We start from the raw sequence: 20633 nt of genomic DNA on the forward strand, positions 1-20633 counted from the left end.
TGTCAACTCTTTTTTCAAAATTTATCGAAAAATCAAATCAACCGTGCTATAATTATCAGCTCGTTTCGCCACTGCGTCAGCAGCGAAGAACCGAACTATACCCCTCTCCCCCAAAACCGTCAACTCCAACAAACAACAAATTTCTACAAAGTCCAACAAATCGCTGTTTTACAATCAAATTTAATTTCAACTAATTTGCAAAAAAACTACTCCAACTACCCAAACTTATCAACGTTATATTCAAAAGGCCGTCTGAAAGAAAACTTTCAGACGGCCTTTGTTCTGCATAATCTACAACTAAAATGCATTTCTATTTAATACTTTAGTGGTAGCAAATCATTCAAAATAATACTTGCGCATTTGTTAACTATCTATTACATTTAAGCCATGGTCGTGATGAATTCATTTTCAACCGACTTAGAAAAAGCCAAGATAGCAAAGGTTATAAAAATAGAAGAGACTGGTAATACCAACGCAATATCCCAATAAAAGAGCTGCTTTATATAGCAGCTCTTTTCCATTTTGCTTATTGCGGCAAGATGATTTCCAAAACAAACTTACTGCCGACATAAGCCAACACCAAACTGCTGAAACCGATAATTGTCCAAATCGCTGCTTTTTTACCGCGCCATGCCATCATGCTGTGTTTCAGCAATAAGCCGCCGTAAATCAACCACGATAAAATGCCGAATACAGTTTTATGAGTAAAGGTGACCGGCTTGCCAAATACGCTTTCGGCGAAGAATGTTCCGCTGACCACAGAATAAGTCAATAACACAAAGCCAACCAACATACCGCGGAACATCAATTTTTCTAAGCTCAATAGTGGCGGTAGAAATGTGACCAATGATGACATTTTGCGCTTATGCAGACTTCGGTTTAACAGCAAAATCAATACGGCAAACAGCGTGACAATTCCGAATAAGCCGTATGCCAATAATGATGTGCCCACATGCAGCATAAAGGGGATATCGCTGATTTCATAACCGATGAATTTGCCTGGGAAAATCATGCCTAATAATAAAGACAGCGCCGCACACGGATATAAAAGTAATTGCAATCCGCGCAAACAATAAAAGAAGCTGCCTAAGCAATACATCATCAGCATCAGCCACACAATCAGGCTGATGGAATAACCGAATCCCGTAATCAACACTTGATCTCTGACGACCGGCAGCAATAAAGCCGCGCCATGTACCAGCAACGCCACGCCCAATACCATTAATTCGGCATGGATGGGATACGCCTGATCGCGGTGTTTTTTATGGCGCATCCACACAAAGCCCGACAATCCGGCGTACACCAGCATCAGGCAAATCAAAATTATCGGCATAACAAACTTTCTCTGTACGCATATTCATAACCGCGTACGATAGTGTAAAATAAAACCGATTTTATTTTATCAAATAATGCTCTCTTGTGGGCAGCTATTCTCATTATCAAGGATAAGCATGTTAGACAACTTAACCAACCGCTTCAGCAGCGTTTTGAAAAACATCCGCAGCCATGCAAAATTAACTGAAGACAATATTAAAGAAGCTTTGCGTGAAGTCCGCCTGGCTTTGCTGGAAGCCGACGTAGCCTTACCGGTCGTCAAAGAATTCATCAACAATGTCAAAGAAAAAGCACTCGGCCAAGAAGTCGCCGGCAGCCTGACACCCAACCAAGCCTTTATCGGCGTGGTGAACGATGCCCTGATTGAATTGATGGGCAAAGAAAACACATCGCTGGATTTATCCGTTGCACCGCCTGCTGTGGTATTGATGGCCGGTTTGCAAGGTGCGGGTAAAACCACAACTGTCGGCAAATTGGCGCGCTTGCTGAAAACCGAGCAAAAGAAAAAAATTCTGGTGGTGTCTGCCGACGTGTACCGCCCTGCTGCGATTGAACAATTGCGTTTATTGGCCGAACAAGTCGGTGTGGATTTCTTCCCTTCCGACATCAGTCAAAAACCGGTTGATATCGCTCGTGCCGCGGTGGATTATGCCAAGAAGCATTTCTATGATGTATTGATGGTCGATACTGCCGGTCGTTTGGCCATCGATGAAGAGATGATGAACGAAATCAAAGTGCTTCATGCGGCCGTTAATCCCGTGGAAACGCTGTTCGTCATCGACTCCATGCTGGGTCAAGATGCGGTAAACACTGCCCAAGCCTTTAACGAAGCCTTGCCACTTACCGGTGTTATCCTGACCAAAATGGATGGTGACGCGCGTGGTGGCGCGGCCTTGTCTGTGCGCCATGTCACCGGCAAACCGATTAAATTTATCGGTATCGGCGAGAAAGTTACCGGCTTGGAACCGTTCCACCCAGACCGCATCGCCAGCCGCATTTTGGGCATGGGCGATGTATTAAGCCTGATTGAAGACGTTCAGCGCGGCATCGATGAAGAAGCTGCCGCCAAAATGGCGAAGAAAATCCAAAAAGGCAAAGGCTTCGACCTGAATGATTTTAAAGAACAAATCCAGCAAATGCGCAACATGGGTGGCTTAGAAAGCCTGATGTCGAAAATGCCGGGCGAACTTGGCCAGATTTCCAAACAAATCCCTGAAGGCACTGCCGAAAAAGCCATGGGCAAAGTTGAGGCCATTATCAACTCGATGACTCCGAAAGAGCGTGCCAACCCTGCTTTAATCAAAGCCAGCCGCAAACGCCGCATCGCAGCCGGTGCCGGCACCAATGTGCAGGAAGTGAACAAAATGCTGAAGCAATTCGAGCAATCTCAGCAAATGATGAAAATGTTTAGCGGCAACGGCATGTCGAAGCTGATGAAAATGGCTAAAGGCATGAAGGGCATGAAAGGGATGTTCCCGGGCACGTAATGTTGTTTGCTTGAATGCATATAAAGATAAAAGATAAAGGCCGAGACCTTTGCAAAATCCCCATCTTTGGCACATTTCTTCGTTGTGCGCTGCTCGAAAGCTTGACTATCTTTATGATATGTCTGCGCTTTCTGTGCTGCTACAACTCCGAGCTGTACTCAAATTTGGGGTTTTACAAAGGTCTTAGGCCGTCTGAATCATTTTTTCAGACGGCCTTTTATATTAAAAACATGCCGTCTGAAACCTTTCAGACGGCATGTTTTATTCACACTTTAGTGCTTAAAATACTTATGCACCAAATACTTTCAAACGCTCTGCCAACGGGGCAAATTCTTTATCACCGGCTGGTGCTTCAATGCCGCCGATAACCATTTGCGCGCGTAAAGTCCAGCTTTCCGGTAAGTCGTATTCCTTGGCAATCGCCTCATCCGGCAGCGGGTTGTAGTGTTGCAGGTTGGCACCGACACCGGCTGCAGCCAAAGTCGTCCAAATCGCATATTGATGCATGGCGTTGCTGTGTTCCGCCCAAATCGGGAAGTTTTCCGCATAAGACGGGAATTGCGCTTGCAAGCCTTTTACCACGGTTTGGTCTTCAAAGAACAAAACCGTCGCGGCACCGGCTTTAAAGCCGTTTAATTTTTGCTCGGTTGGTGCAAATTTTTCAGCCGGAACAATTTGACGCAACGCATCTTCGACAAAGCCCCATACTTTTTCATGTTCCGCACCAAACACCACCACAACGCGGGTCGATTGCGAATTAAACGAAGACGGCGTGTGCAACACGGCATGTTCGATGATTTGATTCACTTCATCATTGCTGATTGGCAGGTTTTTGTTTAATGCGTAAATCGAACGACGGGTTTCTGCTGCTTGCTGTACATCTTGATAAGCCATTTTCATTCCTTTATATCAATGAGATTTTTTAAATTGGTTGTCCAACGCCCACGCGCCGCCGCCCGCTGCGGCAATGTAGATGAAAATAAAGCTGAACAAAGCAGCTGCTTCGCCACCATTCAACAAAGGCAATAAAGCGTTGGGTTCGGTGTGTGCCATAAAATAGGCCACCGCCATCTGTCCAGACAGGATAAACGCTACCGGACGGGTAAACAAGCCCAGCAACAGTAAAATCCCGCCAACAAATTCTAAAATACCGGCCAAGCCGTAAATAGAGAAAATCTGCAAACCGTCAAACATTTCAATATGCGGCAGGGCAAACAGCTTGGCCGAGCCGTGCAGCATAAACATATACGCAGCAGCAATGCGCAGAATCGACAAGAGCATAGGTTGGAAGTGAGTTAAGAAATTCATTTTGTTTTTTCTTCTTGGTTAAGCATCAATGAACGCAGTATAGATAATTCTTTTTGGTTAATATATACTCTTTTCATTGACACACTATTTCCAGATAAGAAAACATGGATACCTTATTCAGCTTAAAAGTCTTCCGCCATGTGGTGCAAAACGGCAGCTTCACCCGTGCCGCCGAGCAGCTCAATATTTCCACCGCAATGGCCAGCAAACACGTCAGCCATTTGGAAAACACCATACAAGCCAAGCTGCTGCACCGCAACAGCCGCAACCTGCACTTAACCGAAGCAGGCGAAGAATACTACCGCCAATGCAGCTACGCGCTCGATACCCTCGACACCGCCGCACAAAAAGCCGCCGGCGGCACCGACAAACCGCAAGGCATGCTGCGCGTGACCATGCCGCTTTGGTTTGCCAACAGCTTATTGAGCGGCTGGCTGGTGGAATACCGCGAACGCTATCCCGAAGTCACGCTGGATTTGGTGCTCGACAACCGTCACGTCGATTTGATTGCCGAAGGTTTCGACTTGGCCTTGCGCGTGTCGAAAACACCCAGCCCTTCGCTGATTGTGAAACCTTTGGCGGTAATTCAGTTTGTTTTGGTCGCTTCACCCGAATACATCCGCCGACACGGAAAACCGGCCACGCTGGAAGAAGTGATGCAGCACCAAGCGATTCTGCCGTCCTATACCAACCAGCGCACTGTCGAAATCACCCACACCACCAGCGGCGAAAAATCCATGCTCAGCCTGAAGCCGGTGATGCTCACCGACAATACGCTGATGGTGCGCGAGCTGGTGAAAACCGGTGGCGGCATCGGCTATCAGCCGCTGATGGTGGTGCAAAAAGATTTAGAAGATGGCACGCTCGTGCGCCTGTTGCCCGAATACACCATGGTAAACGAGCAACTCAACGCCGCTTATGTTGACCGCGCGTTTTTGAGCGCGAAGGTGCGCAGCTTTATTGATTTTATTAACGAGAAGATTCAGCAGACGAACGGTTGATGCACACATAAAAAGGCCGAGACTTTTACAAAACTCGTCAATTTTCAGAAACCTTTAAACCGTCATTCCCGTGCAGGCGGGAATCCAGAAAATCAAACTACTGAAATAGTTAAATATTCCTGAAGTCTATAGGTCTGGATTCCCGCCTACGCGGGAATGACGAGCATAGTTTTCTTGGTTTAAATGGAGTTTTGCAAAAGTTTCAGGCCGTCTGAAAATCAGCATAGATTTTCAGACGGCCTTTTCAATTAATCTCACTCAACGTAGCATATCCGCCAACGTTTCTTCTACTTTTGCTTTCACTTCCGCACCAAAACGGCGGCTCAGCAATTTGGTTAAATCGTCTTCCGGCGTGTAATTCACCAACTCAGGTGCTTTCACCACATCGCGCGCCACGCTGTAAATGCTGCCGAAATCATCAATCAAACCGACATTTTTCGCTTCCAGGCCGGTATAGACGCGGCCGCTAAAAATATCGGGATTTTCTTTTTCTTTCAAACGATTGCCACGCCCTTCGCGCACAGCTTTAATAAATTCGCCGTGGATTTGATCCAGCATTTGCTGCCAAATTCTGGCCTGCTCGGGTGATTCAGGGGTAAACGGATCGCCCATGCCTTTGTTGCTTCCTGATGTTTTCAGACGGCGTTTGACACCGAGTTTGTCCATCATTTCCGAAGCATCAAAACCTCCACTAATCACACCAATACTGCCCACAACGCTGGACGGATCGGCATAAATTTTATCGGCGGCTGCGGCAATGTAATAGCAGCCTGAAGCGCAGGTATCTTCCGCCACCACATACACCGGCACATCTTTATGCAAGGCTTTCAGACGGCGGATTTCGTTGAAGGCAATGTTCGACACCACCGGCGAACCGCCCGGACTGTTGGCGCGAATCACAATCGCTTTGGCGTTGCCGTTTTTATACGCCGCTTCCATGCTCTCACGCAGCATCTGCACTTGGTCGTCGTAACCACCGCCGATGGTGCCGCTTAAATTAATCACAGCGGTGTGGGCTTTGGCGGTGCCCATCGCCATCGGGCTGCTTTTCTTACCACTTTGGCTCATGCTGAAAATAAATGACACAAACACCAGCAAACCGATCACACGCCAAAAGTTTTTCCAAAAGCGTGCGCGGCGGCGGTCTTTATAGGCTTCGAGCAACACTTCGCGCAAGGTGTGGCGCTCCCAGCTTTCAGACGGCATCTGATCCGGATGTTCTTGAACTTGGTCGCCTTGGCGGCGGATTCGGTATTGCATGATGATTCTCTGTGATTAAACGCAAGCTGTGATTGTATAACAAATAGCCGTCTGAAACATGTGATTTTCAGACGGCATACTGATTCAGACGGCCTTTATTGATTTGCCCCGTTGCGCGCCATTTCCAATGCCGTTGCCACCGCCACCATCAGGCTGCCCGAATCGGCCTTGCCGCTGCCGGCCAAATCCAAGGCCGTGCCGTGATCAACCGATGTGCGGATAAACGGCAGCCCCAAGGTCACGTTCACGCCCTGCCCGAAACTTGCATATTTCAAGGTCGGCAAGCCTTGGTCGTGATACATCGCCAACACCGCGTCGGCATCTTTGAGCATAAACGGTTGAAACACGGTATCGGCCGGATAAGGCCCGCGCACATCGATGCCCTGTGCTTGTAAGTTGTTCAGCGCAGGGTTAATCACTTCGATTTCTTCCCAGCCCAAATGACCGCCCTCGCCCGCGTGCGGATTCAAGCCCGTCACCAAAATGCGCGGCTGGGCAATGCCGAATTTATCGCGCAAATCGGCGTGCAGAATCTGCGCCACCGATTCCACCAATGGCTGCGTAATCGCGGCGGCCACGTCTTTCAACGGCAGATGCGTGGTGACTAAAGCCACGCGTAAACCGCCGCCGGCAAGCATCATCACCACTTGCTCGGTGTTGCTTTTTTCGGCCAGATATTCGGTGTGGCCGCTGAAAAAATGTCCGCTGGCATGGCCGTCGTTAATCACGCCTTTGTGCAGCGGCGCGGTGACCATACCGGCAAACAGGCCGTCTGAAATGCCTTGGTAAGCCGTATCCAATAATTGCAACACATACGCAGCATTATTCGGATTCAGACGGCCTGCCTCGCATGGTTCATTCAACGGCACATGCCACACTTCCAATACGCCGTTTTGCTGTTTAGACGGCCTTTGCGCATTGAAATCAACCAATTGCACCGCTTTGCCCAGCATATCAGCACGCTGTTGCAATAAGGTTTTGTCGCCCAACACTACTGGACGGCACGGCAAATCAGCAAAGGCCAAATCCAAGCAAATATCGGGGCCGATACCGGCAGGTTCGCCGCTGGTAACGGCTAAAATCGGTTGGGACATGGTCGTTCCTTTATAGTGAAAATCGGCATCAGTTTCCCCCAGTCGCCACGTTTTTTCAAGCCTTGCACCGAATTTTTGCGGCTAAACCGCGTTGCCTGCATCAGGGCTTATTGTTCAATTATTTTATCGCTGCACCGCAAAGCAAAATTAATGCGTCGCTCCATATCTGCTTACTCAAAATATTAATGATAATTATTCTTTTTTATGATAATCTATTTGCGTTTTAATAAAATAACGTCATCACACACATCATGTTAGAAATCAGCTCATCTAATCTTTGGACGGCTTTCGGCATCACGCTGGCCGCGGGCTTGTTTACCGTATTGGGCAGTGGCTTGGTGATGTTTTCTAAAACACCCAATCCGCGCGCCTTATCGTTTGGCTTGGCCTTTGCCGGCGGCGCGATGGTTTATGTCGCTCACCGAAATTTTCGACAAATCCAGAGAGGCATTCGCCCAAGCGCACGGCGAATCGCATGGCTTTGCCGCCGCCACGATTGCCTTTTTAATCGGCATGGCCGCCATTGCGCTGATCGACCGCCTTGTGCCCAACCCGCATGAAACCTTAGATGCCAACGACCCTGCATTTCAAGAAAGCCGCCGCCAACACGTCGCCCGCATCGGCATGATGGCGGCGTTTGCCATCACCGCGCACAACTTCCCCGAAGGCTTGGCCACTTTTTTCGCCACACTCGAAAGCCCGACACTCGGTATGCCGCTGGCTTTTGCCATTGCCATCCACAACATTCCCGAAGGCATTTCGATTGCCGCGCCGGTTTATTTTGCCACGCGCAACCGCAAACTTACTGTCTTGGCCTGCCTCGCTTCCGGTTTGGCCGAACCTTTGGGTGCAATTTTGGGCTACACCCTGCTCAAACCGTTTCTTTCTCCAGCCATTTTCGGCAGCGTGTTCGGCATCATCGCCGGCGTGATGGTGTTCCTTGCCTTAGACGAATTATTGCCCGCCGCCAAACGCTATTCAGACGGCCACAAAACCGTGTACGGCCTCACCTCCGGCATGGCGGTGATTGCCTTGAGCTTGGTATTGTTTCATTTTTGAATGATTTAAAAATTGATGCATAAAGGCCGTCTGAAACCGGAATAGGTTTCAGATGGCCTTTTTATTGCCATACATCAAGCTTGCTAGATGATTGAATAGTCAACTACTTAAAATTACATTACCATTGTCACAATTTTGTAATATTTCTCATTTTTGTTATCCCCGTCAAGCTGCCAAGCTTTGCGCAGCTTGGTTTATTTTTTTCCATTTAAATTTAAGGATGTTTTATGTTGTCATTCCTGAAGTCCAAACCGGGTACCCCTGTACCCGAAGCGGAAATACTCGACCGCTACAACCGCTTGCGTTGGCAGGCATTATTCGGCATTTTTATCGGTTATGCCGCCTACTATATCCTGCGTAACAACTTCTTGCTCTCATCGCCTGAACTCATCAGCGAATTCGGATTCACTAAAAAAGACATCGGCTTTATTTCCGGCACCATGTTGGTGGTGTATGGCATCAGTAAAGGCGTAATGTCGGCGCTGGCAGACAAATCCAACCCGAAACACTTTATGATTTTCGGTTTGGTAATGTCGGGCGTGGTCAATCTGATGATGGGTTTTTCCGCTTCGTTTTGGATTTTCCTGTTTTTGTGTATTCTCAACGGTATTTTTCAAGGCATGGGCGCAGGTCCAGCTTATGTAGTATTGGCCAGCTGGTTCCCGCGTAAATCACGCGGCGTGACTACTGCCTTCTTCAACATCTCCCACAACGTCGGCGGCGGCTTGGTGGCCCCGATTGCCGGTGGCGCCATTGCTTGGCTCGGTACCGAACATTGGCAGGCCGCACACTTCATCGTGCCGACAGCCATTGCAGCAATTATTGCAGTAATCGTCTACATTTTTGGTAAAGGCCGTACCTACAACGAAGGTTTGCCGCCGATGAACCAAATTCTGAACAATGCCGACGAAGAATTGGTGGTGACCAAAACCGAAGACATCGATTTGACCACTTGGCAGATTTTCAAACAATACATCTTAAAAGACATCAATGTTTGGTTCGTTTCTTTTATCGACGTGTTCACCTACATGATCCGCTTCGGCGTATTGACTTGGCTGCCGCTGTATCTCTTGGAAACCAAAGGCTTCAGCAAAGGCCAAATGGCCACCGCATTTGCCATTTTCGAATGGGCGGCGATTCCGTCAACCCTGCTGGCCGGTTATGTGACCGATAAATACTTCAAAGGCAAACGCATGCCCTTGGCCATCGTCACCTTACTCGGCGTGGGCGCGGCCATCTTCGCCTACTGGGGCGGACAAGACTTGGCCACCGTCACCATCGGCGCGGGCATTGTCGGCTGCTTGATTTATGTACCGATGTTCTTATCATCATTGCAAGCCATCGAACTGGTGCCGTCATTCGCCGCCGGTTCCGCCACCGGCTTGCGCGGCCTGTTGAGCTATGTGTTGGGCAGCTTCTCCGGCACCGCCCTATTCGGCATTTTGGCTGAACGCTACGGCTGGGATGCAGGCTTTTACCTGCTGCTGTTTGCTGTCGTGGCGTGTATTTTCTGCTGCTACATGACCCACCGCGGCGTGATGAAGTTGGAACAGAAAAAACTGAATGTTTCACAATAATATAGCGTTGAACTGAAAGGCCGTCTGAAAATAATGTGTTTTCAGACGGCCTTTTCTTTACCGACCAAACAAATTCGCAATCATCTCAACCTGTTCATCACTTGTTTGTGTTTCGCCTAAACGCGCAGCCACTGCCCATTCGCCACTCAAGCCATATTCGGCGGAAATTTCCGCCCACTTTTCCAGCTTGGTTTCATCGGTGGCATTTTTTGGCAACGGCTCAGTTTTGATGATGGTTTTAGGTATGGTCATAACCAACTCCTTTTGGGCAATAATATGATTATAAAAGAAACAAGGCCATCTGAAAGGGTAAACTTTCAGACGGCCTTTTATGATTTCAAGCAGTTAAGCTCAATCATCAATCTTTCAATTTCGCCAACTGGCTTTGCACCTTAGCCATTTTGTCTTCCAACTCGGCCAATTCGGTGCGGTCTTTTTCCACCAAATGCGCCGGTGCTTTGTCGGTGTAGCCGGGCTTGCTCAGTTTGGCGTTGAGTTTGTCCAAGGCTTTTTGCAGTTTTTCGGCTTCTTTGGTCAGACGCGCGGTTTCGGCAGCTTTGTCGATTTCCACTTTCAGCATCAGGCGAGCGCCGTTGCACACGGCTACTGGGGCATCGTCACCTTCCGGCAGGGTTTCAACCAGCTTGGCTTCGGTCAGGCGTGTCATTGACGGCAGGTATTTCAGCAGATCTTCAATGTCGCTGCTGCCTTCAATAAACAGCGGCGCTTTAACGTTTGGTGCAATGCCCATTTCGCCGCGTAAGTTACGCACGGCGCCAATCAGGTCTTGCAGCGCAGTCATTTTATCAAAGGCCGTCTGAACGATTTTGCCTTCATCGGCTACCGGCCATGCGGCAATCATGATACTGTCGGCTTGCTTGGCGTTGGCCAACGGCGCGACGGTTTGCCATAATTCTTCGGTAATGTACGGCATGATTGGATGCAGCAGGCGCAGAATCACTTCCAATACGCGCACAAGCGTACGGCGGGTGGTGCGCTGGGTGGTCGGGCATCCGGTTTGGATTTGCACTTTGGCCAACTCGATGTACCAGTCGCAGAAATCGTTCCACACGAATTCATACAGCGTTTGCGCGGCCAAGTCGAAGCGGTAGGTATCGAAAGCTTCGGTCACGGCGGCTTCGGTTTGCTGCAGGCGACCGATAATCCATTGGTCAACGAAGGTGTAGGCCAGCGGATCGGTTTCGTTTTGGCCGCAGTCTTTGTCTTCCACGTTCATCAGCACGAAATTGGTCGCGTTCCACAATTTATTGCAGAAATTACGGTAGCCTTCGGCGCGTTTGAAGTCGAAGTTTACGCTGCGACCAAGGCTGGCGTAGCTAGCCATGGTGAAGCGCAAGGCATCGGCGCCGAATACGGGAATGCCTTCGGGGAACAGTTTCTTCGTGGCTTCAATCACTTGCGGTGTTTTTTCAGGGCGACGCAGACCGGTGGTGCGTTTCACCAAAAGCTGCTCTAAATCGATGCCGTCAATCAAATCCACCGGATCAATCACGTTGCCTTCGGATTTCGACATTTTTTTGCCTTCGTGGTCGCGCACGATGCCGTGGATATACACGTCTTTAAACGGTACTTTGCCGGTGAAGTGGGTGGTCATCATAATCATGCGCGCCACCCAGAAGAAGATGATTTCGTAACCGGTCACCAACACATTACTTGGCAAAAAGGCTTTCAATTCATCGGTTTCAGACGGCCAGCCCAAGGTTGAAAACGGCACTAAAGCCGATGAGAACCATGTGTCTAACACGTCTTCATCGCGGGTCAAACCGGTTTGGCCGGCCAATTTTTCTGCTTCTTCTTGGTTGCGGGCAACAAATACATTGCCTTGCTCGTCATACCAAGCCGGAATTTGATGACCCCACCACAATTGGCGCGAAATACACCAATCTTGGATGTTGTTCATCCATTGGTTGTAGGTGTTGACCCAGTTTTCAGGGATGAATTTCACCGCGCCGCTGTCAACCGCGTGTTTGGCTTTTTGCGCCAAGCTCATGCCTTTAAACTCGCTCTCCGGCTCGACACCGTTTGGCGTAGCAGACATCGCCACAAACCATTGGCTGGTCAGCATAGGCTCAATCACTGAGCCGGTGCGGTCGCCTTTCGGCGTCATCAGCGTATGCGGTTTCACTTCAGCCAGCAAGCCTTGCGCTTCCAAATCAGCCAGCATTTGTTTGCGTGCGGCAAAGCGGTCGAGTCCGGCATAGCTTTCCGGCAGGGCAAAGCCTGATTGCGCTTCGCCTTTGAAGTTGAACACTTCGGCTTGGCTCAATACTTTGGCTTCCAAGTCGAACACGTTCACCAACACGGTGTCGTGGCGCTTGCCGACTTCGTAGTCGTTGAAATCGTGTGCGGGGGTGATTTTCACGCAGCCGGTACCGAAATCTCTTTCTACATATTCATCAGCAATCACGGGGATTTTACGGCCGGTCAGCGGCAGCAGTAATTCTTTGCCGATTAAGTGGGCGTAGCGTTCGTCTTCAGGGTTCACGGCCACAGCCACGTCGCCCAAAAGGGTTTCGGGGCGGGTGGTGGCGACAATCACGCTTTCAGACGGCGTGTCGGCCAGCGGATAGCGGATGTGCCACATCGAGCCTTGTTCTTCCACGCTTTCCACTTCCAAATCGGACACGGCAGTGCCCAGCACAGGATCCCAGTTTACCAAACGTTTGCCGCGGTAAATCAGGCCTTGTTCAAACAGGCGCACAAACACTTCGGTCACGGTTTCGGCGCGCACGTCGTCCATGGTGAAGTATTCGCGCGACCAATCGGCCGAGCAGCCGACACGGCGCATTTGCTCGGTAATCGTGCCACCGGAAATGTTTTTCCATTCCCATATTTTTTCTAAGAAGGCTTCGCGACCCAAATCATGGCGTGAAATGTTTTCTGCCGCCAGTTGGCGCTCAACCACGATTTGCGTGGCGATACCGGCGTGGTCGGTGCCCGGAATCCAGGCCGTGTTGCAGCCTTTCATGCGGTAGTAGCGGGTCAGGCCGTCCATGATGGTTTGGTTGAACGCGTGCCCCATGTGCAGCGTGCCGGTTACATTCGGCGGCGGCAATTGAATGGAGAATGCGGGTTTGGCCAAATCCATGTGGGGTTGGAAATAGCCTTGTTTTTCCCAGTTTTGATAATGTTTGCCTTCGATTTCGGCGGGATTGTATTTGTCTAGCATGATGGATTCTGTTGAATAAAAATATGACAAAACATCCGCCCTGCCCTTAAAAGATTAGCACTTAAAGGTGCAGCGGATGTCGAAAATAAGATAGCCTTGATTATAACGCAAAAAGGCCGTCTGAAACGAGATTTGCGCTTCAGACGGCCTCGGGTTTACATCTGCTTGGCGACAGCCATAAACAATACAGCTTATTTATTTTTGTCGGCCTTGGCTTCTTTTTTCAAAGAAGCGTACAGCTCTGGATCGCGGTTTTTCAGCAAAGAAGCAACGGCCAGATCATCGCGGTTGACTTTTGACAAGTCCACACGTTCGATATGCACCAGTCACAACAGCTCACGTACCGGCTTAGGCATGTTGCGGCCGGACTCGTAACGTGAACCACCGGACTGGGTCACACCGATGCGGCTCCAAAAGTCCATTTGATTTAAACCGAGTTTTTTGCGGATGTCGCGGATATTGTCAATTTTCTCAAACGACTTCATGAGATTTCCTTCTTAATGTCTGATATTGTCATCTAAACGGACGGTAAAAATTTTACTGGTCAAGCCTCGAGAACGGCCTGTTGAAAAGTAAAGCATCCACTCTATACCGTTTTCCCTAATTATACAGATATATCCGACACATCATTCAAGAGAAATGTGATGATTTTGGCCGGCAACCGGAATAAATCCCGGTTGCCGGCCAATTATTGATACTTTCTTAAAGAAAATCAATTACTTAAAATACTTAAAATGATAAACACCGCTCTTCTTGTCTATTTTTTACAAAAAACCTACTTTTGTTTACGGTTTACCGCTTGCCGGGCTGATGGTCAGAATCTCATAACCGGTTTCGGTCACCAAAACTTCGTGCTCCCATTGGGCTGACAAAGAGCGGTCTTTCGTAACCACTGTCCAACCGTCGGGAAGTATACGCAAATGACGTTTGCCTTGGTTAATCATTGGCTCAACGGTAAAAATCATGCCCGGTTCGAGCACCAAGCCTTGGCCTTTTTGGCCGTAGTGTAACACTTGCGGCGCTTCGTGGAAGCCGCGACCGATGCCGTGGCCACAGAATTCCTGCACCACCGAATAGCCGGCATTTTCGGCAACCTGCTGACAAGCATAGCCGACATCGCCCAAAGTCGCACCCGGTTTGACTGCTTCAATACCGGCCATCATCGATTCGTGAGTCACGTCAATCAGACGTTGGGCAAACGGTTTCACTTCGCCAACGGTAAACATACGGCTGGAGTCGCCATGAAAACCGTCTTTTTTAATGGTTAAGTCGATATTCAAAATATCGCCTTCTTTCAAAGGCTTATCATCAGGAATACCATGGCAGATAACGTGATTGACAGACGTGCAGCATGATTTCGGATACGGTGGATTGCCGTAATTCAAAGGCGCCGGATAGCCGCCTTGTACATTGACATGGTAGTCATACACCAGCTTGTCGATTTCATTGGTGGTGATGCCCGGTTTCACAAACGGGGTAATATAATCGAGCGCTTCGGCGACCAAGCGGCCGAGTTCACGCATTTTCTCGATTTCTTCGGGGGTTTTAATTGATACTTCATCCATCATGTTGATACATTCCTTCATGTTTTCAGACGGCCTAGTCATGGGAACTGATGAATGATTCCCTAGGCCGTCTGAAAGGTTTAAAACTGTGGCCTACCGCCCGCGCATCAGAATAAATTATCGATGACATCTTTGTGCTGCGGTTTCGGTTGCGGTGCCGGCTTTGCTTCGCTGCGCGGTTGGGTAGGCGTAGCTGGTTCAGCCGGACTTGGCGGAGTCGGGGTCACCGCCGGGCTTGGGAAAGATGGTGCCGGCTGAGTCTGCGGTGTTTCTATCGGGCGTATACGGTTGCCGTCACTGCGCGGACGGGCGCGGCGTGGCACTTCTTGCGTTGCAAGCGGTTCAGTGCGGCTGTGAGACGGTTCAGAATTGATAAACGGATTGTCTGCGGCCTGCCGGTCGCGATCGGCTTTATTTTGTCCGCCTGTGGGGGTACGCGCCGTATTGACGGCATCCGGATTCAAGATAACGGTTTCTTGGCTGCTGCCATTGGGTTTCCATACTTCAACGCGATTGGCTTCGCGCTGCTGTTTTTGTACCTGCTCTTCCTGACGGCGCTCTTCGTCACGCGGTTTAAACGTACCGACGACGCCGATAATCAATGCAATAATGGCCAAAACACAGACAGCTAAGATAGTCGTAATCAAGTGTTTCGGTCTGAGTTGGAATTTCTGTTTTGCCATGAATAGAAACTGTCCGTTGGTGTGGCGAATCAAAGATTCGGTAAAGCCGTCTGAAGGGTTTCAGACGGCATTCTTATCATTATGGGGTATAGTTTTGATACAGGGTCACGACTTTCTGTACACCTAGTGTGGTACTGACTTTTTGGGTAACCAAAGCCTGCTCTTCAGGCGTGAGAATGCCCATCACATAAGTCACGTTGTCATACGTCACGATTTTAGTGCGCGCTTGGGTGGCCGGTTTCACGCCCAACAAAGTGGCGCGCACTTTGGAAGTGCCCCAAGTATCGGCGCTGACGTTACCGAAAGTACGGGTTGGCGTGGCTACGGTGATGTAGTTGTAAATGCCTTCCGCAGCCTGCTCGGAACGGGCGATTTGTTCGACAAAACGTTTTTCGCCTTCGGTCGCCACTTGACCCAGCAGCAATAAACGACGGTTGTAGCTAACCACATTGATTTTGGGCTGGTAATCAGCAGTTTGATTGTTTTGGCGTAGATAAGACAATGCGGTTTGCTCGACACGCAAGGCCATCACATTATCGTCGGTTTGCGCACCGGTGGTGCGGCGGTCAACCGCAGATTTGGTGCCCACAGCCGCGCCGCCGACCACAGCGCTGACGCAGCCGCTCAAAGTTGCTGCCAACAAAGCTGCCGTCAGCAAGGTTTGGAATGGTTTGTTCATAAACGTCCTTTCGGATGATGTCAAACAGGTTTCAGACGGCCTTGATTGAATAAGGCCGTCTGAACAGAAATCACATGCCTTCGAGCAGCATGGTATCGATGCAGTCACACATCGCGTGAATCAGCAGGATATGGTTTTCCTGAATGCGGGCAGTACGCGGGTGCGGCACGTTGAGCAACACATCGCTGTCTTTCAGCATGGCCACCATTTTGCCGCCGTCACGGCCGGTCATGGCGATGACGTGCATATCACGCTCGTGCGCCGCTTTCATTGCTTCGATGACGTTGCCGGAATTGCCCGAGGTGGAAATGCCAATCAACACATCACCGGCACGACCTAAAGCGCGCACCTGCTTGCTGAAAATATGCTCGAAACCATAATCGTTGCCGATGGCGGTGAGCGCAGATGTATCGGTGGTGAGCGCCACTGCGGCCAATTCCATGCGTTCTTTTTCAAAACGGCCGGTCATCTCGGCAGCAAAGTGTTGCGCATCGGCAGCTGAACCGCCGTTGCCGCACACCAAAATTTTGCCGTCGTTCATCAAGCATTGCAGCAGCAATTGCGCGGCTTCTGCGGTCGGCTCAACCAACACTTGCGCCGCCTGCTGCTTGGCTTCGATACTTTCGCTAAAATGCGCCGCCACGCGCTCTTGTAATGTCGTCATCTAATCAATCAACCTGTGATGTTTTGCACCCATTCGGGCGGTTGGCTTCCCTGAATCAGCACCGCATCCAAGCGGCATGGCGCGTGATTCAGGCCGTGTTGTTGCAAATAATACTCTACACTTCGTTGCAATTTCAATAATTTGGACGAAGAAATACTGTATGCCGCCTCGCCGAATTGCTGGTTTTTGCGGTATTTTACTTCAACAAACAGAATCATGTTACCGTTTTTGACAATCAGGTCGATTTCCCCATACGGACAATGCCAGTTGCGTGCCACTAATCGGCAGCCCTGCTGCTGCAAAAACACCAGCGCCGCATCTTCGCCTGCCGCGCCCTGTTTGTGGTTTAAACGCATATCTTGTTCCCCTTAATATATAATGAGCGCACTTTCTTTCAGACGGCCTCAATGCCGTAAAACATCATGATTCAAAAACACCATCAAAAAGCCTGCGACAGCCTGAGCGCGCAAACATTATACGTGGTCGCCACCCCCATCGGCAATTTGGCCGACATCACCCTGCGCGCCTTGGCCGTGTTGAAAACCGCCGACATCATCTGCGCCGAAGACACGCGCGTGACCGCCCAATTATTGAGCGCTTACGGCATACAGGGCAAACTCGTCAGCGTGCGTGAACACAACGAGCAGCACATGGCCGACAAAATCATCCAATACCTTTCAGACGGCCTGATGGTGGCGCAAGTCTCCGACGCCGGCACCCCTGCCGTGTGTGACCCGGGTGCGAAACTGGCCGAACGCGTGCGCCAAGCCGGCTATAAAGTGATGCCGGTGGTCGGTGCCAGCGCGGTGATGGGCGCACTCAGCGTCGCCGGCGTGAGCGAGCCGAATTTCTATTTCAACGGCTTTTTGCCGCCGAAATCGGGCGAACGGCAGAAACTGTTCGCCAAATGGGCTGAAGCCGATTATCCGATTGTGATGTTTGAAACACCGCACCGCATCGAAGCCACGCTGGACGACATGGCCGCCCTGTTTCCCGAACGCCAATTGGTGTTGGCACGCGAAATCACCAAAACTTTTGAAACCTTCCTCAGCGGCACAGTCAGCGAGATTCAGACGGCCTTACAAGCAGACAGCAACCAAACCCGCGGCGAAATGGTGTTGATTCTGCATCCTGCCGTGAAAGAAAAAAGCAGTGATTTGCCCGACCATGCGCAAAACGTGATGAAAGTCTTGGCTGCCGAGCTGCCGACCAAACAAGCTGCCGATTTGGCGGCGAAGATTACCGGCGAGAGCAAAAAGGCATTGTATGATTTGGCGTTGACGTGGAAAAATCAGGGTTAGAACAACCAATCTTAAAAAAGGCCATCTGAAAACAAATGTTTCAGACGGCCTTGATTATTCAATCAGTTCAAATCAACTGAATTATTTTTTCTCGCCCAATTGCGGCAATACCGAGCCTTCGCCCAATTGCAGCAAACCGCTTTGCGAGTAGATGCCCAGTTTGGCGCGGGTATCGACGATGTCGAGATTGCGCATGGTCAACTGGCCGATGCGGTCGAGCGGGGTGAACGCAGCGTCTTCCACTTTTTCCATGCTCAAGCGTTCTGCTTGGTAGGTCAGGTTTGGCGATTCAGTGTTCAGAATTGAGTAGTCGTTGCCGCGGCGCAATTCCAAGGTCACTTCGCCGGTGATGGCTTTGGCTACCCAGCGTTGGGCGGTTTCGCGCAACATCAGGGCTTGGCTGTCGAACCAGCGACCTTGGTACAGCAGGCGGCCCAAACGCAAGCCGTTGATGCGGTATTGCTCGATGGTGTCTTCATTGTGGATACCGGTTACCAAACGCTCGTAGGCGATGTGCAGCAAGGCCATGCCCGGGGCTTCGTAGATGCCGCGTGATTTGGCTTCGATGATGCGGTTTTCGATTTGGTCGCTCATGCCCAAGCCGTGACGGCCGCCGATGCGGTTGGCTTCCAAGAACAATTCCACCGGATCAGCGTATTCTTTGCCGTTCAAAGCAACCGGCACACCCTCTTCAAAGCGCACGCTCACTTCTTCCGCTTTCACTTCGACGCTTTCATCCCAGAACGCCACGCCCATAATCGGTTTGACGATTTTGATGCCGGTGTTCAAGAATTCCAAGTCTTTGGCTTCATGGGTGGCACCCAGCATGTTGGAGTCGGTCGAGTAGGCTTTTTCTACCGACATTTTGTAGTTGAAACCATTGGCGATTAAGAATTCACTCATCTCATGGCGGCCGCCCAATTCATCGATGAATTGTTGGTCGAGCCAAGGTTTGTAGATACGCAAGGCTGGATTGGTCAGCAAACCATAGCGGTAGAAACGCTCGATGTCGTTGCCTTTGTAGGTCGAACCGTCGCCCCAGATGTTCACATCGTCTTCTTTCATCGCCGACACCAGCATGGTACCGGTCACCGCACGACCCAGCGGCGTGGTGTTGAAATAAGTGATGCCGCCGGTGGAAACGTGGAACGCGCCGCACTGAATCGCGGCGATGCCTTCGTGCGCCAATTGTGCACGGCAGTCGATCAGGCGGGCGGCTTCTGCGCCGTATTCCATCGCTTTTTTCGGAATGGCGTTGTAATCGTCTTCGTCAGGCTGACCCAAGTTGGCGGTGTAAGCATAAGGCAGCGCGCCTTTGAGTTTCATCCACAACAACGCGGCTGAAGTATCCAAGCCGCCGGAAAAGGCGATGCCGACTTTTTGGCCGGTCGGCAGCGACTGCAAAATGGTATGATTTTGGCTCATAAAAAATCCTGTCAGACTAAAAATAAATACGCTTCTCAGGCGCATATCCGTTAAATTGGGTTTATTATCTTATAAATACGGCAGATAATCCAGTTTAGGCCGTCTGAAAAAGCGGATTTTGTGTCCGCACAGCCTCTCTTTCCCTACAACGGCCTGCTCAAAATGAAAGCTCTTATCATGAATCGATTCAACCTCATCATCATCGGCGACGAAATCCTGCACGGCACGCGGGTAGACAAGCATTTTGCTTTTTTCAAATCTTTATTGGAATCGCGCGGCCTGAAGCTCAATCAGGTGCAATATCTGCCCGATGATTTCGATTTATTGGTCACTCAGTTGCAGCGCAGTTTTTCAGACGGCCTGCCAACTTTTGTGACCGGCGGCATCGGTGCCACGCCGGATGACTACACGCGTCAGGCCGCAGCGGCGGCATTGGGCGTGCCGGTGGTGCGCCATCCTGAAGCGGCGGCCAATATCGACGGCGTCACCTTAGGCCGCGGCGAGTCGCTCGATTCAGCGGAACACGCCAACCGTTTGCGCATGGCGGATTTTCCTGAAGGCGCAGAGATTGTGCCCAATTCGTTCAACAACATCGCCGCCTTTTCCATCCGCGAGCATTATTTCTTCCCCGGCTTTCCGGTGATGGCGCACCCGATGGCGGAATGGGTATTGGACACGTATTACGCCGAACGTTTCAATCAGGTAGAAAGCGATTTTCGCAGCGTGTATGTGTTCGGCCAGCCCGAATCACGCCTGACACCGTTGATGGAATACATCGAGCACACCTACCCCGGCGTGCGCTCATACAGCTTGCCGACGGTGGCGCGCACCGACGACAACGGCCAGCGTGTGCATTCACATATTGATTTCGGCATTAAGGCGGAAGGCGTGGCTTGTGCGCTGCTGGATACGGCTTGGGCGGATGTGTTGCAGCACTTGCGTGACTTGGGGGCGGAATTGAAAGATACGGTTTGAACAATAAAGGCCGTCTGAAATCAAACGTTT

General features: G+C 50.3%; 18 protein-coding genes and 2 pseudogenes. 6 read left to right on the forward strand and 14 right to left on the reverse strand.

Going from position 1 to position 20633, the window contains the following annotated elements:
- Positions 1-526: 526 nt before the first annotated feature.
- Positions 527-1333 (reverse strand): cytochrome C assembly family protein, encoded by an 807-nt coding sequence (locus GJV52_RS04505; protein ID WP_095501711.1) that lies wholly within the window; start codon positions 1331-1333, stop codon positions 527-529.
- 118 nt (positions 1334-1451) lie between these two features.
- Between GJV52_RS04505 and ffh the strand changes: the two genes are divergently transcribed.
- Entirely contained in the window at positions 1452-2822 is a 1371-nt protein-coding gene (ffh, locus tag GJV52_RS04510; RefSeq protein ID WP_100563686.1) for a signal recognition particle protein, read from the forward strand.
- 288 nt (positions 2823-3110) lie between these two features.
- Here the strand turns inward: ffh and GJV52_RS04515 are convergent, their stop codons facing one another.
- Positions 3111-3716: a nitroreductase family protein gene (locus tag GJV52_RS04515; RefSeq protein ID WP_095501714.1), complete on the reverse strand. Its 606-nt coding sequence runs from the start codon at positions 3714-3716 to the stop codon at positions 3111-3113.
- Between the two features lie 15 nt (positions 3717-3731).
- Positions 3732-4130, reverse strand: a complete 399-nt coding sequence (locus GJV52_RS04520; RefSeq protein ID WP_095501715.1) for a DoxX family protein — start codon at positions 4128-4130, stop codon at positions 3732-3734.
- 104 nt (positions 4131-4234) lie between these two features.
- Between GJV52_RS04520 and GJV52_RS04525 the strand changes: the two genes are divergently transcribed.
- Entirely contained in the window at positions 4235-5131 is an 897-nt protein-coding gene (locus GJV52_RS04525; protein WP_100563681.1) for a LysR family transcriptional regulator, read from the forward strand.
- A 258-nt stretch (positions 5132-5389) separates the two neighbouring features.
- Here the strand turns inward: GJV52_RS04525 and GJV52_RS04530 are convergent, their stop codons facing one another.
- On the reverse strand, positions 5390-6391 hold the full coding sequence (locus GJV52_RS04530; protein WP_154212862.1) for a S49 family peptidase: 1002 nt from the start codon (positions 6389-6391) through the stop codon (positions 5390-5392).
- A 95-nt stretch (positions 6392-6486) separates the two neighbouring features.
- Positions 6487-7485: a 4-hydroxythreonine-4-phosphate dehydrogenase PdxA gene (gene pdxA, locus GJV52_RS04535; protein ID WP_095501718.1), complete on the reverse strand. Its 999-nt coding sequence runs from the start codon at positions 7483-7485 to the stop codon at positions 6487-6489.
- 251 nt (positions 7486-7736) lie between these two features.
- Here pdxA and zupT point away from each other — a divergent pair.
- Together zupT and GJV52_RS04545 are read left to right on the forward strand one after the other, a co-directional pair.
- Positions 7737-8544, forward strand: a pseudogene (gene zupT / locus GJV52_RS04540) (zinc transporter ZupT).
- A 227-nt stretch (positions 8545-8771) separates the two neighbouring features.
- On the forward strand, positions 8772-10121 hold the full coding sequence (locus tag GJV52_RS04545; RefSeq protein WP_100563679.1) for an MFS transporter: 1350 nt from the start codon (positions 8772-8774) through the stop codon (positions 10119-10121).
- 57 nt (positions 10122-10178) lie between these two features.
- On the opposite strand, the gene GJV52_RS04550 is transcribed toward GJV52_RS04545, so the two are convergent.
- From GJV52_RS04550 to GJV52_RS04585, 8 genes and pseudogenes are all read right to left on the reverse strand, one after another.
- Positions 10179-10373 (reverse strand): hypothetical protein, encoded by a 195-nt coding sequence (locus tag GJV52_RS04550; RefSeq protein WP_095501720.1) that lies wholly within the window; start codon positions 10371-10373, stop codon positions 10179-10181.
- A 106-nt stretch (positions 10374-10479) separates the two neighbouring features.
- Positions 10480-13311, reverse strand: a complete 2832-nt coding sequence (locus GJV52_RS04555) for a valine--tRNA ligase (RefSeq protein WP_100563677.1) — start codon at positions 13309-13311, stop codon at positions 10480-10482.
- A 191-nt stretch (positions 13312-13502) separates the two neighbouring features.
- Positions 13503-13796: pseudogene (locus tag GJV52_RS04560) on the reverse strand (helix-turn-helix domain-containing protein).
- Positions 13797-14096: 300 nt separating this feature from the next.
- The gene (gene map, locus GJV52_RS04565) at positions 14097-14876 is read right to left on the reverse strand and encodes a type I methionyl aminopeptidase (protein ID WP_229437000.1); all 780 of its coding nucleotides are present in this window, start codon (positions 14874-14876) and stop codon (positions 14097-14099) included.
- 107 nt (positions 14877-14983) lie between these two features.
- Entirely contained in the window at positions 14984-15559 is a 576-nt protein-coding gene (locus tag GJV52_RS04570; RefSeq protein WP_154212863.1) for a hypothetical protein, read from the reverse strand.
- A gap of 79 nt (positions 15560-15638) precedes the next feature.
- Positions 15639-16238: a BON domain-containing protein gene (locus GJV52_RS04575; protein WP_095501725.1), complete on the reverse strand. Its 600-nt coding sequence runs from the start codon at positions 16236-16238 to the stop codon at positions 15639-15641.
- 70 nt (positions 16239-16308) lie between these two features.
- Positions 16309-16902: a phosphoheptose isomerase gene (locus tag GJV52_RS04580; protein WP_100563673.1), complete on the reverse strand. Its 594-nt coding sequence runs from the start codon at positions 16900-16902 to the stop codon at positions 16309-16311.
- An 8-nt stretch (positions 16903-16910) separates the two neighbouring features.
- Positions 16911-17258 (reverse strand): YraN family protein, encoded by a 348-nt coding sequence (locus GJV52_RS04585; RefSeq protein WP_100563671.1) that lies wholly within the window; start codon positions 17256-17258, stop codon positions 16911-16913.
- A 66-nt stretch (positions 17259-17324) separates the two neighbouring features.
- Between GJV52_RS04585 and rsmI the strand changes: the two genes are divergently transcribed.
- Entirely contained in the window at positions 17325-18203 is an 879-nt protein-coding gene (rsmI, locus tag GJV52_RS04590) for a 16S rRNA (cytidine(1402)-2'-O)-methyltransferase (protein WP_100563669.1), read from the forward strand.
- An 81-nt stretch (positions 18204-18284) separates the two neighbouring features.
- Here the strand turns inward: rsmI and argG are convergent, their stop codons facing one another.
- Complete coding sequence (gene argG / locus GJV52_RS04595) at positions 18285-19628, reverse strand: argininosuccinate synthase (RefSeq protein ID WP_095501729.1); 1344 nt, start codon at positions 19626-19628, stop codon at positions 18285-18287.
- 177 nt (positions 19629-19805) lie between these two features.
- On the opposite strand from argG, the gene GJV52_RS04600 reads away from it, so the two are divergent.
- Complete coding sequence (locus tag GJV52_RS04600; protein ID WP_095501736.1) at positions 19806-20603, forward strand: competence/damage-inducible protein A; 798 nt, start codon at positions 19806-19808, stop codon at positions 20601-20603.
- The last annotated feature ends 30 nt before the right edge of the window (positions 20604-20633 follow it).

Source organism: Neisseria brasiliensis (assembly GCF_009671065.1).
Taxonomy (GTDB): domain Bacteria; phylum Pseudomonadota; class Gammaproteobacteria; order Burkholderiales; family Neisseriaceae; genus Neisseria; species Neisseria brasiliensis.